This window comes from Microbulbifer mixtoriginis (SeqCode) (assembly GCF_052467235.1).
In genome coordinates this window covers 4,386,541-4,406,321 of sequence record NZ_CP174305.1, presented here as the reverse complement: position 1 = coordinate 4,406,321, position 19,781 = coordinate 4,386,541, and the positions used below count along the sequence as shown (strand labels likewise).

The window sequence follows — 19,781 nt, the reverse complement described above, 5'->3', positions numbered from 1 at the left end:
TATCAGGCAGTCTCATCCAGAATAGCGAATGACAGGAAGGTGGTAAAAAAAGCTAGGCCAACCACTAAAGGTAAAAGTGGAAAGCACAGCATAACCAGAGAAACGCCTATCCATAGCCAGCGTACCAACGCCTTCTTTTGGCGATATTGGTATTTATAGCGGCGGGAGTCGTGACTTAATAGGCCAATTTGTGGAAACTCGGGCTGTTGCGGAAGAAAGAATCGCACAAAATTAGTGCAATAAAAGCAAATTATCGTCAGCAGCATGACACAAATACCTGACGGAAAGACCTTCTCAGTATAGGTCTTACCTAGGTAGTTTCAGGCCTGCACAATAATAATTAGCCTGCCAAAGCCCATTTAGTGCTCGCTGGATTGGTACCAGCTGAGTTTTTTATGCAACCCCACCACACCACCAATAATGGTGAGCGTAGGCGCCCGTACAGCCTTTTCTTGGGCAAGAGCGGGAAGCGTATTGAGATCACCGATGATCACCCTTTGTGCCTTGGTAGTGCCTTTTTCAATCAGCGCCGCCGGCGTGGCTGTCGGTAGGCCATGCTGAACCAGCTCTGTACATATTGTTTGCAGGCCCGTTAATCCCATATAAAAAACCAGGGTTTGGCTACCGGAAGCCAGCTCATTCCATGGCAGATCGAGACTACCTTCTTTTAGATGGCCCGTAATAAAACGTACCGACTGCGCATGATCGCGATGAGTCAGCGGAATCCCCGCATAGCTGGCACACCCCGCTGCAGCGGTTATTCCCGGTACCACCTGAAAAGGAATTGAGGCGTCGGCCAGTTTGTCGATCTCCTCTCCACCACGCCCAAAAATAAAGGGATCACCACCTTTCAGGCGCAGAACTTTCTTTCCCTGCTTGGCCAGATCAACCAGTAACTGGTTGATATCATCCTGGGGTACGGCATGAAATGCCTTTTTTTTGCCGACATAAATACGCTCGGCATCTCTTCGGACTAAGTCCATAACTTCTGGAGAAACCAGGCGGTCGTACAGCACCACATCCGCTTGCTGCATTAGTCGCAACGCGCGGAAAGTTAATAAATCGGGATCTCCGGGGCCACCCCCAACCAAATAAACTTCTCCAAGCGGGTTGGGGCTCCCCTGCCAATCTTGCAACGCGTCCAAGAATTCCCTCTCTGCATCTGCCAGCTGACCCGCTTCCACCCGACGGGCAACAGGCCCAGCAAAGACCCATTCCCAAAAATTCTTACGCCGCGCCTCCGGCAACGCCTGCTTCACCTGTGAGCGCATACGCGAAGCGAAATCAACCAGTGATGCGAGCCCAGGGGAAAGCAATGCCTCAAGCTGGGCGCGAATGCGGCGGGCGAGAGCTGGGGCCACACCACCACTACTGATCCCGATGGATAGATCGCCACGTTCGACAATTGCAGGGAAAGTAAAAGTGCACAATTCCGGAGCATCCACTGCATTTACCGGCAAGCGGCGCCTCTGCGCATCCCTGGATACACAGCCATTGACCTCAGAGCTGCTCGTTGCCGCAATCACCAAATCGGCTAGATCCAAATGCTCAACAGAATATGTTACCCGATGCCACTCTCCATCAGAGTCAACCACAATCCGGTGTAATTCTTCCGTGATATCCGGGGATACCACCAGAATCCGAGCCCCTGCCTTTTGCAGCAAGCGGGCCTTTCGTGTGGCAATGGAGCCTCCGCCAACGATTAAGCTGGGGCGATTTTTTACATCGAATGCAAGAGGGAGATAACGCACTGATTAATCCATCAAACAAGCAGTCGGGTAGTATTTTACCCAGAAAAGAAAAAAGGCGAACATAACGTTCGCCCTTTTAAGTCACTGCGCTCAGGCAGCGGAGATTACTTCCTGACCACGCATATAGGGGCGCAGCGCTTCAGGGACCTCGATACTGCCATCCTCGCGTTGGTAGTTTTCCAGCACTGCAATCAAGGTGCGCCCTACTGCCAAGCCGGAGCCATTCAGTGTGTGTAACAATTCCGGCTTGCCGGTTTCCGGGTTGCGCCAACGCGCCTTCATACGGCGAGCCTGGAAGTCACCCACCAGGGAGCAGGAAGAGATTTCGCGGTACTTGTCCTGAGAGGGAATCCAGACTTCGATATCGTAAGTCTTGCGCGCAGCGAAACCAATATCACCACCACACAACACTACAGTGCGGTAAGGCAGGTTCAGCTTTTGCAGGATCGCCTCAGCATTTTTGGTAAGGGTCTCCAGCGCTTCCTCGGACTGGTCCGGGCGCGCCGCCCACACCAATTCCACTTTTTCAAATTGGTGCTGGCGAATCATGCCGCGAGTGTCGCGGCCGTGTGAACCGGCCTCAGAACGGAAGCAGGTTGTATGCGCGACCAGCTTGTGCGGCAAAGAATCGCTGTCCTCGACAATATGATCACGATACATATTAGTGAGAGGCACTTCTGCTGTCGGAATCAGATAGAAGCCACGCTCATCGGTCAGCTTAAACAAATCCTCCTCGAACTTTGGCAGCTGCGAGGTTCCATACAGGGAGTCACCATTGACGATCACCGGCACGTTAGTTTCTTTATAACCATGCTCCTCAATGTGCGTATCGAGCATGAATTGGGCGAGAGCACGGTGTAAACGCGCTACTTCACCGGACATCACAGCAAAGCGCGATCCAGTAAGTTTTACCGCCATCTCAAAATCGAGACCGCCGAGCTGGGAGCCGAGATCTACATGATCTTTGATCTCAAAATCGAAGCTACGGGGTTGGCCCCAGCGACGTACTTCCACATTGTCATCTTCGCTCTCGCCTTCGGGCACCGAAGCATCCGGCAGGTTGGGAATTGCGGACAGAATCGAATCCAACTCTTCCTGCAACTCAGACAGCGCCTGCTTGGCATTTTGTAACTCGCCCCCGAGGGACTCGACTTCTTTGAGCAGCGGAGCAATATCTTCTCCGGCGGCCTTAGCTCGCCCGATATTTTTCGACTTGCTATTGCGCTCGTTTTGCAAACTCTCGGTGCGCACCTGCAGCTCTTTACGGCGCTCCTCGAGGGCTTCCAGTTTGGCAGTATCCAGTTCCACACCGCGTTTTTTCAGGGCCGCGGCCACTTGGTCCATATCCGTGCGAATCAGTTTGGGATCGAGCATCGTTTCCAGTTCGCCTGTAATCAGGCTCCTACAACAGAATTAAAATAAATATTGGTTAAAAATAACGCGTCGCTAAGGCGACTGCGGCTCCCGTGGCCGCCAGACAGCAAATGAGACTGCCGACAATATAGCCAAGGGCCATCAAAGGTTGGCCATTGTGCCACAGTATCAAGCTCTCTAGGGAGAAAGTGGAAAAGGTGGTCAGTGCACCGAACATTCCTGTCATGATTAGCAGGCGCCACTCCTCTCCGAGCATTGCTCTATGGGTGATCAAAATGTAGGCGATGCCAATCAAAAATGATCCAAGCACATTCACGATCAATGTACCCAGCGGGAACTTCCCACTGAATACCGGATAGCTCCAGACGCTTATCTGGTGACGAAGTATTGCCCCCAAGGCACCACCTATGGCGATGGCCAGCCACTGCATGGTCTTTTACCTTAAATCCTTATGGTTTCTTCTTATAACGTTGCTGCTCACTCTCACTGTTAAGCCTGCGCAACACTTGCAACTTTTCGGAAATTTTTAACTCCAGCCCACGGGGAACCGGCTGGTAATACTCTCTGTCCGCAATTTCTTCTGGGAAGTAGTTTTCCCCCGCGGCGAAAGCATCTGGCTCATCGTGGGCATAGCGGTACTCGGCCCCATGCGACAAACTTTTCGCCAACTTCGTGGGGGCATTGCGCAAATGCACCGGCACCTCGTAGCTGGGATCACGGCGCACATCCGCCACTGCACGCTTATAAGCGCTATAAACTGCGTTACTTTTCGCCGCGACAGCAAGATAGGTAATTGCCTGCGCAATGGCCAGCTCTCCTTCGGGACTACCGAGACGCTCCTGTACATCCCAGGCATTAAGAGCCAATTGCAATGCTCGCGGGTCGGCATTGCCAATATCTTCACTGGCCATTCGCACTACCCGGCGGGCAACATATAAGGGATCACAACCACCATCGAGCATGCGCACAAACCAATAAAGCGCGGCATCGGGGTCTGAACCCCGTACCGATTTATGCATGGCGGAAATTTGGTCATAAAAATAATCACCGCCCTTGTCAAATCGACGCACGTCGGCGCTGAGCACTTCACTGAGCACATCCTCATCGACCAGCAACCTACCGCCCTCTTCCCTGGCCAAATCGCAGGCGACTTCCAGCAGGTTCAGGGCACTGCGCGCATCCCCATCGGCCGCGCGGGCAATCTTAGCCAAAACCTCTTCCGGGATATGAACATTGCGCTCGCGCAGTTGATCATCCGCCTGCTGCGCATACCCAAGCAGCCCGATAAGATCTTCTTCGGGAATACTGCGCAGTAGATACACACGGCAGCGGGATAAGAGGGCGTTGTTCAGCTCAAAAGCCGGGTTTTCGGTTGTAGCACCAACAAAAGTCACCGTGCCCTCTTCTACATAGGGCAAGAAGGCATCCTGCTGCGCCTTATTAAAACGATGTACTTCGTCGACAAAAAGAATGGTATTGCGGCCTGACTGCATGCGCTGTTGCTCGGCCTCTGCTACTGCCTGCCGAATATCCTTCACCCCCGCCAACACCGCTGAGAGAGTAGCAAAGCGCGCATCACACTCCTCGGCTAACAGCCGGGCAAATGTGGTTTTACCGACGCCCGGTGGTCCCCACAGAATCATTGAGTGTAACTGGCCGCGCTCAACCGCTTCCCGCAACGGCTTTCCCTTCCCCAATAAATGCGATTGGCCCACATAGTGGGCCAGAGAATTAGGCCGCATTCTTGCGGCCAGCGGCTGATGCCGTTGCGGGATTTGAAACAGGTCACTCATCTTTGATTATGTCTGTACCAGCGGGCGGCTTGAAATTAAAGATGGACTCGGAAAGTTTCGGGTTTGCTTTCAAACTGTTGAAAACAATCTCCGTGCTCTGCCCCATGCTGTCGCGCACTTTCATAGCAGATGGCAGACCATTTTTAGCAAAGCGGATTTCCATAGACTTGAACGGCGCCTTTGGATTTTTTGGCGTCAGCTGATAAATACCGTCCTTTAAAGCCACATCGAATGATTTACGAATATCCTCAACCTTACCGCCGAGTAGTAAAGCTGGGGTCTCTTTCATACGCTCATCCACCGGACGTATAGTGACCTGCTCAAGATCCGGATCATAGAGCCAAAGGGTTTTATTATTCGTTACCAATAACTGGGCGTATGGCTCGCCGGTTTTCCAGCGCAACTTGCCTGGCCGCTGTACTGAAAAACTACCATTGCTTTTTTGAGATACCTTACCGCGCTCATCAATCAGCGTTTGCTTAAAGTTTCCGGAAAGGGAAGACAACGGTTGCAGGAGTTTGCCGAGCTCTTCTGTAGCATCGGCCCAGACTGCACTGCTCGCAACGGTCAATACCAGCAGGAAGTTGCGCAGAATATTCTTCATCATCGATTTCCAGTATGTTGATTTCCCTAAAGATTAGTCAGCGGGAAGTGAACCGCAGCTTAACTTTGGATGGCGCCGCCCCTCTTTATTTAGGCTGGAGGCGGAGCCAGTACCTCACGGTTGCCATTATGCCCCGCCGGTGAAACGACTCCGGCAGCCTCCATGGCATCGATAATTCGCGCGGCGCGATTGTAGCCGATGCGAAGCTGGCGCTGAACTGAAGAGATGGACGCTTTGCGTGATTTCGTGACAAAGGCAACCGCTTCATCGTAAAGAGCATCAGCCTCAGGGTCATCTTCATCACCGCCCTCAGACTGCAGGCCAGGCACTGGAATGCTGTTGTTGCTGTCATCAACAATGCCGTCGATATATTCGGGTTCTCCGCGCCGTGTCCAGTCCGCGACAACTTTATGCACTTCATGATCGTCCACAAAGGCGCCATGAACCCGCACTGGTACCCCACTGCCCGGAGGGAGGTAGAGCATATCGCCGTGACCGAGCAGCTGCTCGGCACCGCCCTGGTCTAGGATTGTGCGGGAGTCCACCTTGGAAGAAACCTGGAAGCCAATACGGGTAGGCACATTGGCCTTGATCAATCCGGTAATCACATCCACTGAGGGTCGTTGAGTAGCTAACAGCAAATGAATCCCCGCAGCACGGGCTTTCTGTGCGATACGGGCAATCAGCTGCTCCACCTTCTTGCCAACGATCATCATCATGTCGGCAAATTCATCAATAACAACCACGATTGCGGGCAGTGCCTTAAGTGCAGGAGCGGTTTGCTCTTCAGCCGGAACGCTGGAAGCAGGATCCGGTTCCCACAGTGGATCTAAAATCGGCTCACCAGCTTCCTCTGCCTCTTTTATCTTGCGATTAAAGCCCGCTAGATTGCGCACTCCCATCGCCGCCATCAATTTATAACGACGCTCCATCTCGCCCACACACCAACGCAAACCGTTGGCCGCATCATTCATATCGGTGATCACCGGAGTGAGCAAGTGGGGAATACCCTCGTACACCGATAGCTCCAACATCTTTGGATCCACCAAGATCAGGCGAACCTCATCCGGAGTAGACTTGTACAAAAGACTGAGCAACATCACATTGATGCCCACAGACTTACCAGATCCAGTGGTACCGGCAACCAGGAGGTGGGGCATCTTGGCGAGATCGGCCACTACCGGTTGGCCGGAAATATCGTGCCCAAGTGCCAATGTCAGGGGGGATTTGGCATTCTCATAGACATCGGCGGACAGCACTTCACTAAGACGTACCATCTGTCGATTTTCATTGGGAATCTCAATACCCACCACCGATTTCCCCGGGATCACCTCCACTACGCGGACACTGATAACCGCCAAAGATCGGGCCAGGTCTTTGGCCAAGTTTGAAATCTTACTCACCTTTACACCCGGCGCCGGTTGGATCTCAAAGCGGGTTACCACAGGACCGGGCAATACCGATACAACTTCGGCTACCACACCAAAATCTTTAAGCTTCAGCTCCAATAAGCGCGACAGGGCTTCGAGGGATTCCCGGGAAAAGCCCGGTTTCTTATTTTGATCGGAAGGATCAAGCAAGCCTAAAGGTGGCAATGTTCCTGTAACAGGCCCGCCCTTGAATAATTCGCCTTGCTTTTCTTTAGACGCACGGGGGCTCTGCTTGGGCTTTACTGGAGCCGCTTCAATCTTGGGGGGAATTCGCTTGGCGGTGCGCTGTTTCTCTTCTTCCACTGCAGCTTTGCGCACGACTATGGCTTCCCGCGCCACGCGCTGTTCTGTGCGCTTCAGGCGCCATTGCTTGTAGTAACTGCTCAACCAGGCGATAAGCCCTAACACATTACGACCAATGGACTCGGCCAACTTGAGCCAGGAAAGGCCAGTGAATATCGTCACACCAATGGCAAAAATCGCCAACAATAAAATGGTCCCACCAACATAACCAAGACTTCCCTGAAGAGAACTTGATAGCGCGTCTCCAATGATTCCGCCGTTGGTGAAAGGCAGAGGATCGTCAGCGGGAGAAAAACATAGTGTGGCCAAAGCGGCACCACTAATTAACAGAAGGAACAGACCAAAGACTCTCAGCGCAAACAGGGGAGCATGGAAACGTGCATTGCGGTCGCGTAAGATTTTATAAGCACGCAAGCCAATCAACAGGGGAAACAGATAGGCCATCCAACCCAATAGAGAAAGGCAGACATCGGCGAGCCAGGCGCCTGCAGGACCAATGGCATTGTGAATTTTGCCTAGCTGCCCGGTATGGGACCAACCTGGATCTTGGGAATCGTAACTGAGCAGGCTGATAGCCATTAATAGTGCCCCTGCCAGCAGGCAGATTAACGCCCCCTCTCGGACCAAACGGGCGACGAGTGAATCCGGCAATGCACCGCTCTTTTCAGAATTTTCTCCGGTTGCGCTTTCGGCCTTCAATGGCTTACCTCAATATTCTTTGCTGTTGCTTTCTGGTACTTGTAACAAACGGAAATCGCTACTTGAGCGATTTCCTCTGTGGCCTAATTATCTTTGATTTATGCTGGTTTGTATGTGCGATATATACAAGCCGGGATCTTAAGGGAGATATCCTCTCCAGTATCCCGCCAACACAGCGAATCTCTTATCTCTTGGGGCACTCTGTCGCGGGCAAAGTTGTTCAGTATTTCTAGTTTGCTGGAGTCTCCACCCAGCTCGGCCCCCAGGCTTGCTCGGGTGCTGTAAGTGAATTCAGCCTGAAATATTTCCTCACACCCTCTGAACCCAGCACTTTTAAACAGCCAGGATATCTGGTCCTGCCTGGGGAAGTAGCGGTTGAATGCTTGAGATTCGCAACCAGCCAACATGCTGGTTTTTCGTACGATATCTGTAAACACATCCTGTATCACACCGGAGGCCGGCAGCAATTGCCAAATAATAAAACGCCCCCCTCGCTTCAGGACCCGAAAGACATTCCTCATTACCAGCGGTTGGTCCAACTGGGGCACTTCGTGCAGCCCCATTTTGAGTACCACCGCATCAAAAGATTCCTTTTCATAAGGCAATGCCCTGGCATCACCCACAGTAACATCGACAACCCTTTCACGCACTTTTGAGTTGATACGCTTGAGCTGGGAGTGGTGGGTATCGCACATACTGAGGGCGAGCCCCATTGACTTTTTATCACCATACTCCAACAGCAACTGGCTGACCGCGCCACTACCGCTCATTAAATCCAGTACTTTATTTCCCTCTCTGAGATCCAGCGCTTCGAGTAGCTTTGCTTTCGACTCGGGTGAAGCCACGAAGGCATCTAAAGCATCATGGGAAAGGACATTGTACCCATCCGCCACAATATCGCATCTGACCTGCAGCTTCAGGGATGCGAACAACTCCACTAAATCTGGAGGGCCATGCAAACTGGCAATATGGCTACCATCAGGCCCTAAATCGACAGAAAGCCTCAAGGAGAAAGTGTCATCCAGGATTTCCGACACAAATACCTGTGCTTCATTACTGAGACTGAAGGTAAATGTGGGGTGGCCAATCAAATTGCTGCCCAGATTCAACGGTACTATTTTTCTGCCCTGCCTCATGGCTTCGCCCTTTGGCCGTTGTTATGCATCCCAAATTTGGCTAACTACCAAAAGGATGAAAACACCTCCTCCGAGCCCTCTTGTGACCAAATACAAATACTTTATAAGTCGTACCGAGCGGACTTCACATCAAATAAATCGCAATTTATTCAATAAAAACAATGAATTATTCTCAATTATTGATGTCGTTTCTGGATAGTGAGAGCGGGGTCGACTCGCTGCAGCGATCTAAATAGCACTTTCCAATGGCATAAATTGAGGCAAACTATTTCGTCGAATTGTCACTATCGCCTATTATATCGGCCAATCTAATAGCTTTGGCTGATCAAAATATGGCCGGCTAGGTGGACTCCCAGTTCTCTGGGTAAACTTTGCACACAGACAGGTTTAAAGAGAGTTTCATGAGCAACAACCATCATCGACTGATTATTCTCGGTTCTGGCCCCGCAGGCTACACAGCAGCCATCTACGCAGCCCGCGCAAACTTGAATCCCGTTGTTATTACCGGTATGCAACAGGGTGGGCAGTTGACCACCACTACAGAAGTTGAAAACTGGCCCGGTGGCATCCCCGAGCTGCAGGGCCCCGACCTGATGGTGCAAATGCAACAACACGCCGAGCGCTTCGACACCCAGATTATTTTTGATCACATCGAGTCTGTAGATCTGAACAATCGCCCATTCACTTTGAAGGGCAATGAAACCTATACCTGCGACGCCCTAGTCATCGCCACTGGTGCCTCAGCTCAATACCTGGGCCTACCGTCTGAAGAAGCCTTCCAGGGTCGTGGTGTCAGTGCCTGTGCGACCTGTGACGGTTTCTTCTATCGCGATCAAAAAGTAGCCGTTGTGGGCGGTGGTAATACCGCAGTAGAAGAGGCCCTATACCTGTCCAATATCGCCAGTGAAGTTACCCTGATCCACCGCCGTGACGAGCTTCGCGCCGAGAAAATCCTTCAGGATCGCCTGATGGAGAAGGTGGAAAACGGCAATATCAAACTTTGCTTTCACCACACCCTCGACGAGGTTCTTGGTGATGACAACGGAGTAACCGGCCTGCGCGTTCGCAGCACCCAGGACGACTCCACCAAGGAATTGGAGGCCGCCGGTGTATTTATCGCGATTGGCCACAAGCCCAATACCGGCATCTTTAAAGATCAGCTTGAAATGAATAACGGCTATATCATCGTGCAAAGTGGCCTGGAGGGTAACGCCACTCAGACATCTGTGCCCGGCGTGTTTGCAGCTGGCGATGTATCTGATCACATCTACCGCCAGGCGGTCACCTCCGCTGGCACCGGCTGTATGGCAGCCCTGGACGCCGAGCGTTTCCTCGACGCCTAACAACTGCTTCTCACCCGGGTAGCCTCAAGGCTACCCGGGCCTCCTCAGACCCAGGACAGGAAACAGTTTGTGGCAAGGAATACCCAAAGCCGCCTAATGTGGCTCGACCACAATCATATAGATTTCCCTTCTACCCAGACTGCTCTAGACGATCCCAATGGACTCCTCGCAGCTGGTGGAGATCTCTCCCCGGAATGGTTGTTGGCCGCCTATCGCCGAGGTATCTTCCCATGGTTTTCCGAAGACCAGCCTATCCTCTGGTGGAGCCCCTCACCGCGCTGTGTAGTAATACCCAGCGACTTCCATATTGGCCGCAGTCTGCGTAAAACCCTGCGCAGAGGTATATTCTCAGTCACATTTGACCAAGCCTTCGAACAAGTAATCGAGGGTTGCCGCCTCCCCAGGAGTTCTGAAGATGGCACCTGGATTACCGATGAGATGACCGAGGCCTATATCGACATGCACCATCTGGGCCATGCCCACTCCGTTGAGGTATGGCGTGAGGGTCGGCTGGTCGGTGGACTTTACGGTCTTTCAATCGGCCGTATTTTTTTTGGGGAATCCATGTTTCACAGGGAGACAGATGCTTCCAAAGTCGCTTTTGTCCACCTCGTTCGCCAATTAGAATTGTGGGGCTGCCCACTGATCGACTGCCAGGTAAGCAACCCCCACCTGAGTAGTCTTGGGGCCGTTGAAATGTGTCGTAGGGACTTCGAACACCTGCTGGAGGACGGCCTTATACAGCCCGCCTTTCCGCAGCCTTGGAAACTTTCGTGGACTTATGGGTAAATATTCTCAACTCGACTCGGTCCGACTTTTGGCAACCCTGCCCCACCCATGTGGCTATCTGCCAGATAGGGAGGCTACAACGGTATTTGTGGACCCGCAGACAGAGGTAGACCAACGCCTTTACAATCGCCTCTCAGAGCTGGGCTTTCGCCGCAGCGGGGCCTATCTCTACCGACCTCAATGCGCAACATGCAGGGCCTGTGTGCCCGCCCGTGTACCAGTGGGCCTTTTTGTACCGGATCGCAACCAGCGCCGCTGCTGGAAACGCAATAAGGACCTGGATATCTTTCATATCGAATCCATCGACACCGATGAGCATTACGAGCTGTACGCACGCTACATTGAGCAGCGTCATGCCGATGGGGAAATGTACCCTCCGAGCCGCGAACAGTATCGCAGCTTCCTAAGCCCGGCCTGGGGAGCTACTCGCTATATTGAGCTGCGTGCACGTGGGCGCCTAGTCGCAGTGGCGGTCACCGACCTGCTTACTGCAGGCCTGTCGGCCATCTATACTTTCTTCGACCCGGATGAGGACAAGCGCAGTCTGGGCAGTTACTGCATTCTCTACCAAATTGAATGGGCCAGAAGGTTAGGGCTTCCCAATCTGTATTTGGGCTATTGGATAGAGAAATGCCATAAGATGGCCTACAAAAGCCAGTTCCAACCCATTGAAATGCTCACAGAGAACCGCTGGAGCCTGAAATCTCTATAATTCCTACGCACGCGCCCTTTGCTCTATTCTGCCTTTTCGTGCAAAATGCTCGCCCGTCAAGCCGCGGCTAGGCAAGATTGCCTCCGGGGTAAAGGTCTGATCAAGTTATTTGAAGGTTGCTGCCGCATGGCAAAAGACGATTATATTGAAATGGAAGGCGAGGTGATCGACACCCTGCCAAATACCACTTTCCGCGTAAAGCTGGAAAACGGACACGTGGTCATTGCGCACATCTCTGGAAAGATGCGTAAAAACTACATTCGCATCCTCACCGGCGATAAGGTCAAAGTGGAACTCACCCCCTACGACCTGAGCAAAGGTCGCATCACCTACCGCGCCCGCTAATTCGCTCGTCAGGCAAAGAGCTTAAAGTGACTTGCCCTGGACACAAAAAAGCCACCTTGCGGTGGCTTTTTTGATGTATTTTTTTGTAGAGCTAGGCAGGAACCGCCGTTTTTATGGAGAGTTCATCATTCTCTATGACGACCACCACACGGCCCCCTTCCTCTGCCAACTCGCCAAACAAGACTGACTCAGCCAATGGCTTGCGCAGCTTGTCTCTTATCAAACGCGACATCGGACGAGCCCCCATTTTTTCATCGTAACCGCGAATAGCCAGCCACTCGCGAGCCTCATCATCTACGATCAGAGTCACACGGGAGTCATCTAGCTGCGCTTGCAACTCGACAATAAACTTATCCACTACAGTTTTAACCACATCCAATGGCAGAGAGCCAAACTGGATAATACTGTCGAGGCGGTTGCGGAATTCTGGGGTAAACATCTTTTTGATTTCCTCCATACCATCGGAGGAGTGATCCTGGCTGGAGAAGCCGATAGACCGACGACTCATCAGCTCAGCGCCCGCATTAGTGGTCATAATTAATATGACATTGCGGAAGTCCGCTTTGCGGCCGTTATTATCTGTCAGAGTTCCGTGATCCATCACCTGGAGAAGCAGGTTGAAGACTTCTGGGTGAGCTTTCTCAATCTCATCGAGCAGTACCACACTATGTGGATGCTTAGTCACAGAATCAGTCAGCAAGCCGCCCTGATCAAAACCCACATATCCCGGTGGCGCACCGATCAAACGGGAAACCGTATGTCGCTCCATATACTCAGACATATCGAAGCGGATTAGCTCAATCCCCATCACCTTGGCCAGCTGACGACAGAGCTCAGTCTTACCAACGCCTGTGGGGCCAGAGAATAGGAAGGATCCTATGGGCTTCTCCTCAGCACCCAACCCAGCACGGCTGAGCTTGATCGCCGTACTGAGCGCCTCAATTGCACGATCCTGGCCAAATACCACCATCTTGAGGTTGTCATCAAGCTTGGACAACTGCTCTTTATCAGAAGCGGAGACACTCTTGGCCGGGATACGGGCCATCTTGGCAATTACCGACTCGATTTCACTGATACCAATCACCTCAGTGCGCTCTTCAACCGGCAACAGCGACTGGAAAGCTCCGGCCTCATCAATTACATCTATCGCCTTGTCAGGCAGGAAGCGCTCGGTGATATGGCGGCTGGAAAGCTGAGCCGCGGCATCGAGGGCGGCGTCAGTGAAACGAACTTTATGATGGTCTTCGAAACAACTCCGAAGCCCCTGTAATATTTGCACAGTCTCCTCTACCGATGGCTCACTGACATCGATCTTTTGAAAACGACGGGAAAGCGCACGATCTTTCTCGAAAATGCCGCGATATTCGGTAAAGGTGGTGGAGCCAATGCAGCGGAGCTGACCGCTGGACAGCAGCGGTTTCAACAGGTTGGAGGCGTCCATAACGCCGCCGGATGCTGCGCCGGCTCCAATAATGGTGTGAATTTCATCAATAAACAGGACTGCATGCTCGCGCTTCTTCAGCTCTGCCAGCAGCGCTTTAAAACGTTTCTCAAAATCCCCACGGTACTTGGTACCAGCGAGCAGAGAACCGAGGTCGAGGGAGTAAATAGTGCTCTCTTTTAGTGGCTCAGGGATATCCTCATCCACTATTCGTCGGGCCAACCCCTCCGCGATTGCGGTTTTACCGACTCCGGACTCTCCAACCAACAAGGGGTTGTTTTTGCGACGCCGCGCAAGAACCTGGGTGACTCTCTCTACTTCGGGGCCTCGCCCTACCAAGGGATCAATTCGCCCCAGGATAGCCTCTTGGTTCAGGTTGGTCGCGTAACTCTCCAGGGGGTCAGAACCTCCAGGCTCAGAGCCTGTACTGATCTCCTCTTCCACCTGCTCTTGGGTGGTATCTGAACCGTGGTGGTGATTGTGATTGTTGCCGCTGGAACCGACCCTGGAAATTCCGTGGGTGATGTAATTGACGACATCGATACGCGCAACACTCTGCTGCTTCAGATAATAAACGGCTTGGCTTTCCTGCTCACAGAAAATAGCCACAAGCACATTAGCACCGGTAACCTCTTTTTTCCCCGATGACTGAACATGGAAAACAGCCCTCTGCAACACCCTCTGGAAACCCAATGTGGGTTGAGTTTCGCGATCGGTGTCCGCCTCTGGGATTAACGGCGTGGTAGAGTCCACAAACTCCAATAGTTCGCGGCGCAGTGCGCTCAGGTCGGCCCCGCAGGCATGCAACACGTCAGCAGCCGACTCATTATCCAGAAGCGCCAGTAACAGGTGCTCCACAGTCATGAATTCGTGCCGCTTCGCTCGTGCACCCTTGAACGCCAGATTGAGCGTTACCTCTAAGTCCTTGCTGAGCATTTAAACCTCAAACCCTAATCGCCAATGTTCCCCGCCGACTCCGCTGGTAGGCGTGCACCCTTTGCCGGCGTCTAACTCCTGGCTGATTCCCTTCAGGTGACGGGACCCTTGTGCTAAAGCAGCTTTAATTTCAATCAATCGTCTTTACTCTCGTCCGCCTCAATCTCACACAATAGTGGATGCTCATTCTCCTGGGCGAACTGATTAACCTGAGCGGCCTTTGTCTCCGCTATATCCCGAGTATAGACACCGCACACTGCTTTTCCCCGCGTGTGTACTTGCAACATCAACTGTGTGGCGCGCTCACGGTTAACCCCAAAAAACAACTCCAGAGTCTCTACGACAAAGTCCATGGGGGTGTAGTCATCGTTCAACATGATGACCTTGTACATAGGCGGGCGCTTGAGCCGTGGCGGCGCCTCCTCCAATGCGAGCCCACCCTCGGAACCCTCACCGTCGAAATAGTCTTCTCCAGAATCACTGGAGCCTAGTTTAATGACCTGCAAAATACTCATAACAATTATCAATGTGTTCTATCGAGCCTTGATAGTGCAGCATGCTCAACCATCAATGACCTGCCATTGTAACCTTATTTGACCAACGACACAGGGAGATCACAGCCTCAAGCGCGGTTTCTTGACATTCCTATAGCAGTTGACTACAAGAGGTAGTGCCTGCTCATTCACAGCCGTTAGTCGCAGATAGGATCGCAGCCGATTAATCCGCAGGTCAAATAAATATAAAAACTCTGTAAGGTGGCCGGCTGGCCACTCAGGCAATTAGAGGGAGTTCGATATGCCTACTGGTACCGTGAAGTGGTTCAACAACGCTAAGGGATATGGGTTTATTCTTGCAGATGAAGGAGGGGAGGATCTGTTTGCGCACTATTCCGCTATTCAGATGGAAGGCTACCGAACCCTAAAGGCCGGCCAACAGGTCACCTTTGATATCGTCAGAGGTGACAAAGGCTATCACGCCGCCAATATTTCCACCGCAGTGGCGGCAGAGACCGCACCTAGCCCCCAAAGCCCCAAAGTGGCCGCTATTGCAGATCCCAACCACTCTGAAACAGAGCGGGAAAAAGAGGCAGAGATGCTCGACTAACCCTGCAAGCCCGCACAAGCTGCCCCCACCAACAAAAAAGCCCCTTGCTGCAAAGCAAAGGGCTTTTTCCAGCTAGGGCCAGGTTGATTAAAAAAACCTAGCCCCAAATCAGCCAATTAGGCCATGTGCTTGATCACTTCGTCACCAAACGCAGAACAGGACTTCAGCTCAGCACCGTCCATCAGACGCTCGAAATCGTAGGTTACGGTTTTGGCTTCGATAGCACCTTCCATACCCTTGATTACCAGGTCAGCAGCTTCGTTCCAGCCCAGGTGACGCAGCATCATCTCAGCGGAAAGAATCAGAGAGCCCGGGTTAACCTTGTCCTGGCCAGCGTACTTAGGTGCAGTACCGTGGGTTGCTTCGAACAGGGCAACGTCGTCGGACAGGTTTGCGCCCGGAGCGATACCGATACCACCAACCTGTGCAGCCAGTGCGTCAGACAGGTAGTCACCGTTTAGGTTCAAGGTAGCAATTACGTCGTACTCAGCCGGACGCAGCAGGATCTGCTGCAGCATAGCGTCAGCAATTACGTCCTTAACAACGATTTCCTTGCCAGTCTTCGGGTTCTTGAAGCTGTGCCAGGGGCCGCCGTCCAGCGGCTGAGCGCCAAACTCGTCGCGAGCCAGCTCGTAACCCCAATCGGCGAAGGCACCTTCGGTGAACTTCATGATGTTGCCTTTGTGTACCAGGGTTACGGAATCGCGATCCTGGTCCACAGCGTACTGAATAGCCTTGCGCACGAGACGCTTGGTACCCTCTGCAGAAACCGGCTTAACACCGATACCACAGTTCTCAGGGAAACGGATTTTCTTAACACCCATCTCGTCCTGCAGGAACTTGATAACTTTCTTGGCTTCGTCGGTATCAGCTTTCCACTCGATACCAGCGTAGATATCTTCAGAGTTTTCACGGAAGATAACCATGTCTACCTTGTTCGGCTCTTTAACCGGAGAAGGTACACCGCTGAACCAGCGAACGGGACGCTGACATACATACAGGTCAAGCTCCTGACGCAGGGCAACGTTCAGGGAACGGAAACCGCCGCCCACTGGTGTGGTCAGAGGGCCTTTAATGCTGACAACGTAATCTTTGATCGCTTCCAGAGTTTCAGCTGGGAACCAGTCGCCAGCGTAAGTCTCTGCGGCTTTCTCACCACAGTAGATTTCCATCCACTCGATTTTCTTATCGCCGCTGAAAGCTTTCTCTACCGCAGCGTCGATTACTTTGCGCATTACCGGAGTGATGTCCACACCGATGCCGTCACCCTCGATGAACGGAATTACCGGGCGATTCGGAACATTCAGCGAACCGTCGGAATTGACTGTAACTTTTTCGCCGTCTGCCGGCACTTGGATGTGACCCATATTGCGTAAACTCCCAAAATTCTATGACTTTTTAGGTCCAGCGTTGCTTGCACCGCTCCCCCGGGACCATTGGGCGGGGATAAAAATCGGCGGGATTATAGCAGCATCGGCTAATTTTTGTAGTTGGATTACAATACTCAATTTTTCTTATGCCCAAGATTATTCTCCTAAACAAACCTTTTGGCGTGTTAAGCCAATTCACGGACCCCCAGGGTCGCGCCACGCTGGCAGACTATATCCCGCACAAGGGCTTCTATGCCGCGGGTCGGCTCGACTATGACTCAGAGGGACTTCTACTACTCACAGATGATGGAGCGCTACAACATCAAATCAGCCACCCGAAGAGAAAGATGGCGAAGACTTACTGGGCTCAGGTAGAGGGGGACATTTCAGATGACGCCCTGATGTTTCTGCGCAAAGGCGTAGATTTGAAGGATGGACGCACAGCGCCCGCTAAGGCCCGCAGACTCTCCGAAGTCGACCTGTGGCCGCGCAATCCCCCAATCCGAGAGCGCAAGTCCATTCCCACCAGCTGGGTAGAACTTATCATTCACGAGGGTAGAAACCGTCAGGTGCGACGTATGACCGCAGCGGTTGGCTTCCCTACCCTGCGCTTGGTTCGAATGGCTATCGGCAATTGGAATCTCGGCACTCTGCAGCCGGGGCAGCACCGCTCGGAGGAGGTTTTCTCTGCGCCTAAGCCAAGGCCCAAAGGCAAGTCGAAGCCACCTCAGAAGCGCAATCGTCCTCGCCGGAGACAATAAGTAATAACCCAAGATAAAAGCGGCCTTGGTCAGAAGCCCGATTCACAGGTAAAATTCGCCCCCTTTCCATCCCAGTGAAGTAGTGACTGTCCTTCTTATGCCTGATTCCACGCACAACAAACAGCCCAAACGCGTCATCGTCGGTATGTCCGGCGGTGTGGATTCCTCTGTAGCCGCACTTCTGCTCATGCAGCAGGGCTACCAGGTGGAGGGCTTGTTTATGAAGAATTGGGACGAAGATGACGGCACTGAGTACTGCACCGCGAAAGCAGACTTGGCCGATGCCCAGGCGATATGTGAAAAACTGGGCATCAAGCTGCATACCGCCAATTTTGCTGCCGAGTATTGGGACCATGTCTTCGAATACTTCCTGGCAGAATACAAGGCCGGACGCACGCCTAACCCGGACATTCTGTGCAATCGGGAGATCAAGTTTAAAGTTTTCCTGGAATATGCCGAAGTTCTGGGAGCTGATGCCATTGCCACCGGACATTACACCCGCCGACGCGATATAGAAGGTCGCACCTATTTGCTCAAGGGCTTGGATGGCAACAAGGATCAAAGCTACTTCCTCCACGCTGTCGGCGAGGGTGAGTTTGCTCGCTCTCTATTTCCACTGGGCGAGTTGGAAAAACCTGAGGTACGGCGTATCGCTGAGGAAAACGGCTTTATCACCCACAATAAAAAAGACAGTACGGGGATCTGCTTTATTGGCGAACGCCGCTTCAAGGACTTTCTGGAGCAGTATCTGCCCGCCCAGCCGGGCGACATGGAAACTCCAGAAGGTGAAATTATGGGGCGCCACGCCGGCCTGATGTACCACACCATAGGACAGAGGCAGGGTCTTGGTATCGGAGGGGTAAAAGGCGCGGGCGAAGAACCCTGGTACGTAGTCGGAAAGAACCTAGAGCGCAACGTATTGATTGTTGCCCAGGGGGCACATCACCCCCTGCTTTACGCCACGGGTCTGGTGGCAGCCCAAACACATTGGATCAATGGCGCCGCACCGGGTGAGTCTTTCCGCTGTCAAGCGAAGACCCGCTACCGACAGCCAGACCAGGACTGCACAATACGGGTGCAAAAGGGTGGTAACCTGACTGTGGAATTTGACGAGCCACAGCGGGCAATTACCCCTGGACAATCCCTGGTCCTGTACGATGGCGAAATATGCCTCGGCGGCGCAGTTATCGAACAGGCTACAGGTATCGGCACTGCCGTACCGGAAAAATACAAGAAACACTAAGGAGTAACCTTGAATAACTGGCGGGATCAGGCTCTGGCATTGGCCGGAATATTTCAATCCGCAACTTTAGTGGAGCGCTTGGCCAAAACAGGCACCGCTCCCCAGGCCCAACTGGAAACCGGGGTATACAGCCTTTTCCAGCTCAACCCAGATCGCACCGAAGATGTGTTCGCCGGCGCAGAGAAGCTGCTGCCCGGCTTGCAGGTCTCACGGCAGTTACTGCAATCGCGGCAACACCCTGAATACACAGACTGCCTGCGCTATGCACTGTCTGTGCTTTATCTGCAGAGGCAATTGAGTAAGAAAGGAGAGTTGCTCTCCATCATTGGCAGCCGCCTCGAAAAAGCCAAGACTCAGGCGGAACACTTCGCCCCCACCCACGAGAATGTATTTTCCAATCTCGCCAGTATTTATAGCGATACCCTCGGCACTTTCCGCTTTCGTATCCAGGTGCTGGGAGATTTTAATTTCCTGCAGCAACAGCGCGTCGCTAACCAAATCCGCTCAATGCTGTTTGCCGGTATCCGTTCAGCCACGCTGTGGCGACAATTGGGCGGAAGGCGCCTGCATCTGCTATTTCAACGCAAAAAACTATTGCGTGCGACCGACGAGCTAATCGCACAGATCGAATCTATAAAAAACTAATC

At 52.6% G+C, this 19,781-nt stretch carries 19 protein-coding genes; 8 read left to right on the top strand and 11 right to left on the bottom strand.

The annotated features are described in order from the left end of the window. Positions 1-2: 2 nt before the first annotated feature. From ACJJIO_RS19335 to ACJJIO_RS19300, 8 genes are all read right to left on the bottom strand, one after another. Positions 3-266, bottom strand: coding sequence for a hypothetical protein (locus tag ACJJIO_RS19335; RefSeq protein WP_444909498.1), 264 nt, complete (start codon positions 264-266; stop codon positions 3-5). 93 nt (positions 267-359) lie between these two features. Further along, positions 360-1,751, bottom strand: coding sequence for a siroheme synthase CysG (cysG, locus tag ACJJIO_RS19330; protein ID WP_444909497.1), 1,392 nt, complete (start codon positions 1,749-1,751; stop codon positions 360-362). Between the two features lie 90 nt (positions 1,752-1,841). Continuing rightward, the gene (gene serS, locus ACJJIO_RS19325) at positions 1,842-3,125 is read right to left on the bottom strand and encodes a serine--tRNA ligase (RefSeq protein ID WP_444909496.1); all 1,284 of its coding nucleotides are present in this window, start codon (positions 3,123-3,125) and stop codon (positions 1,842-1,844) included. Between the two features lie 55 nt (positions 3,126-3,180). Further along, positions 3,181-3,555, bottom strand: coding sequence for a fluoride efflux transporter CrcB (crcB, locus tag ACJJIO_RS19320; RefSeq protein WP_444884728.1), 375 nt, complete (start codon positions 3,553-3,555; stop codon positions 3,181-3,183). Between the two features lie 19 nt (positions 3,556-3,574). Next, complete coding sequence (locus tag ACJJIO_RS19315) at positions 3,575-4,918, bottom strand: replication-associated recombination protein A (protein WP_444909495.1); 1,344 nt, start codon at positions 4,916-4,918, stop codon at positions 3,575-3,577. Next, the gene (gene lolA / locus ACJJIO_RS19310) at positions 4,911-5,525 is read right to left on the bottom strand and encodes an outer membrane lipoprotein periplasmic chaperone LolA (protein ID WP_444886324.1); all 615 of its coding nucleotides are present in this window, start codon (positions 5,523-5,525) and stop codon (positions 4,911-4,913) included. Before lolA ends, ACJJIO_RS19315 begins: the two co-directional genes overlap by 8 nt. 86 nt (positions 5,526-5,611) lie before the next feature. Continuing rightward, entirely contained in the window at positions 5,612-7,954 is a 2,343-nt protein-coding gene (locus ACJJIO_RS19305) for a DNA translocase FtsK (protein ID WP_444909494.1), read from the bottom strand. Positions 7,955-8,052: 98 nt separating this feature from the next. Further along, complete coding sequence (locus ACJJIO_RS19300; RefSeq protein ID WP_444884724.1) at positions 8,053-9,090, bottom strand: class I SAM-dependent methyltransferase; 1,038 nt, start codon at positions 9,088-9,090, stop codon at positions 8,053-8,055. Positions 9,091-9,491: 401 nt separating this feature from the next. On the opposite strand from ACJJIO_RS19300, the gene trxB reads away from it, so the two are divergent. From trxB to infA, 4 genes are all read left to right on the top strand, one after another. Next, a complete protein-coding gene (trxB, locus tag ACJJIO_RS19295) occupies positions 9,492-10,433 on the top strand; it encodes a thioredoxin-disulfide reductase (protein WP_444909493.1) in 942 nt (313 codons plus the stop codon). A gap of 69 nt (positions 10,434-10,502) precedes the next feature. Next, the gene (aat, locus tag ACJJIO_RS19290) at positions 10,503-11,222 is read left to right on the top strand and encodes a leucyl/phenylalanyl-tRNA--protein transferase (RefSeq protein ID WP_444904898.1); all 720 of its coding nucleotides are present in this window, start codon (positions 10,503-10,505) and stop codon (positions 11,220-11,222) included. Beyond that, positions 11,215-11,934 (top strand): arginyltransferase, encoded by a 720-nt coding sequence (locus ACJJIO_RS19285; protein ID WP_252081787.1) that lies wholly within the window; start codon positions 11,215-11,217, stop codon positions 11,932-11,934. Before aat ends, ACJJIO_RS19285 begins: the two co-directional genes overlap by 8 nt. Positions 11,935-12,060: 126 nt before the next feature. Further along, entirely contained in the window at positions 12,061-12,279 is a 219-nt protein-coding gene (gene infA / locus ACJJIO_RS19280) for a translation initiation factor IF-1 (RefSeq protein ID WP_010130378.1), read from the top strand. A 91-nt stretch (positions 12,280-12,370) separates the two neighbouring features. On the opposite strand, the gene clpA is transcribed toward infA, so the two are convergent. After that, a complete protein-coding gene (clpA, locus tag ACJJIO_RS19275) occupies positions 12,371-14,656 on the bottom strand; it encodes an ATP-dependent Clp protease ATP-binding subunit ClpA (RefSeq protein WP_444886328.1) in 2,286 nt (761 codons plus the stop codon). 134 nt (positions 14,657-14,790) lie between these two features. Beyond that, a complete protein-coding gene (gene clpS, locus ACJJIO_RS19270) occupies positions 14,791-15,171 on the bottom strand; it encodes an ATP-dependent Clp protease adapter ClpS (RefSeq protein WP_252081789.1) in 381 nt (126 codons plus the stop codon). Between the two features lie 280 nt (positions 15,172-15,451). Between clpS and cspD the strand changes: the two genes are divergently transcribed. Beyond that, positions 15,452-15,760 (top strand): cold shock domain-containing protein CspD, encoded by a 309-nt coding sequence (gene cspD, locus ACJJIO_RS19265; RefSeq protein WP_286036961.1) that lies wholly within the window; start codon positions 15,452-15,454, stop codon positions 15,758-15,760. A gap of 116 nt (positions 15,761-15,876) precedes the next feature. Here cspD and icd read toward each other — a convergent pair whose 3' ends face one another. Continuing rightward, on the bottom strand, positions 15,877-17,127 hold the full coding sequence (gene icd, locus ACJJIO_RS19260; RefSeq protein ID WP_252081790.1) for an NADP-dependent isocitrate dehydrogenase: 1,251 nt from the start codon (positions 17,125-17,127) through the stop codon (positions 15,877-15,879). 149 nt (positions 17,128-17,276) lie between these two features. On the opposite strand from icd, the gene ACJJIO_RS19255 reads away from it, so the two are divergent. From ACJJIO_RS19255 to hflD, 3 genes are all read left to right on the top strand, one after another. Further along, positions 17,277-17,891, top strand: a complete 615-nt coding sequence (locus ACJJIO_RS19255; RefSeq protein WP_444904899.1) for a pseudouridine synthase — start codon at positions 17,277-17,279, stop codon at positions 17,889-17,891. A gap of 97 nt (positions 17,892-17,988) precedes the next feature. Beyond that, positions 17,989-19,134, top strand: a complete 1,146-nt coding sequence (gene mnmA, locus ACJJIO_RS19250; protein ID WP_444909492.1) for a tRNA 2-thiouridine(34) synthase MnmA — start codon at positions 17,989-17,991, stop codon at positions 19,132-19,134. A 9-nt stretch (positions 19,135-19,143) separates the two neighbouring features. Next, positions 19,144-19,779 carry a high frequency lysogenization protein HflD gene (hflD, locus tag ACJJIO_RS19245; protein WP_152453442.1) on the top strand — a complete coding sequence of 212 codons (636 nt, stop codon included), beginning with the start codon at positions 19,144-19,146 and terminating at the stop codon, positions 19,777-19,779. Positions 19,780-19,781: the final 2 nt, after the last annotated feature.

What these genes read in the sequence shown, in the direction of transcription:
- ACJJIO_RS19335 (WP_444909498.1), bottom strand. Translation starts at nt 266, where the DNA reads ATGCTGCTGACGATAATTTGCTTTTATTGCACTAATTTTGTGCGATTC.
- serS (WP_444909496.1), bottom strand. Translation starts at nt 3,125, where the DNA reads ATGCTCGATCCCAAACTGATTCGCACGGATATGGACCAAGTGGCCGCG.
- crcB (WP_444884728.1), bottom strand. Translation starts at nt 3,555, where the DNA reads ATGCAGTGGCTGGCCATCGCCATAGGTGGTGCCTTGGGGGCAATACTT.
- ACJJIO_RS19315 (WP_444909495.1), bottom strand. Translation starts at nt 4,918, where the DNA reads ATGAGTGACCTGTTTCAAATCCCGCAACGGCATCAGCCGCTGGCCGCA.
- lolA (WP_444886324.1), bottom strand. Translation starts at nt 5,525, where the DNA reads ATGATGAAGAATATTCTGCGCAACTTCCTGCTGGTATTGACCGTTGCG.
- ACJJIO_RS19300 (WP_444884724.1), bottom strand. Translation starts at nt 9,090, where the DNA reads ATGAGGCAGGGCAGAAAAATAGTACCGTTGAATCTGGGCAGCAATTTG.
- trxB (WP_444909493.1), top strand. Translation starts at nt 9,492, where the DNA reads ATGAGCAACAACCATCATCGACTGATTATTCTCGGTTCTGGCCCCGCA.
- ACJJIO_RS19285 (WP_252081787.1), top strand. Translation starts at nt 11,215, where the DNA reads ATGGGTAAATATTCTCAACTCGACTCGGTCCGACTTTTGGCAACCCTG.
- infA (WP_010130378.1), top strand. Translation starts at nt 12,061, where the DNA reads ATGGCAAAAGACGATTATATTGAAATGGAAGGCGAGGTGATCGACACC.
- clpA (WP_444886328.1), bottom strand. Translation starts at nt 14,656, where the DNA reads ATGCTCAGCAAGGACTTAGAGGTAACGCTCAATCTGGCGTTCAAGGGT.
- clpS (WP_252081789.1), bottom strand. Translation starts at nt 15,171, where the DNA reads ATGAGTATTTTGCAGGTCATTAAACTAGGCTCCAGTGATTCTGGAGAA.
- cspD (WP_286036961.1), top strand. Translation starts at nt 15,452, where the DNA reads ATGCCTACTGGTACCGTGAAGTGGTTCAACAACGCTAAGGGATATGGG.
- icd (WP_252081790.1), bottom strand. Translation starts at nt 17,127, where the DNA reads ATGGGTCACATCCAAGTGCCGGCAGACGGCGAAAAAGTTACAGTCAAT.
- ACJJIO_RS19255 (WP_444904899.1), top strand. Translation starts at nt 17,277, where the DNA reads ATGCCCAAGATTATTCTCCTAAACAAACCTTTTGGCGTGTTAAGCCAA.
- mnmA (WP_444909492.1), top strand. Translation starts at nt 17,989, where the DNA reads ATGCCTGATTCCACGCACAACAAACAGCCCAAACGCGTCATCGTCGGT.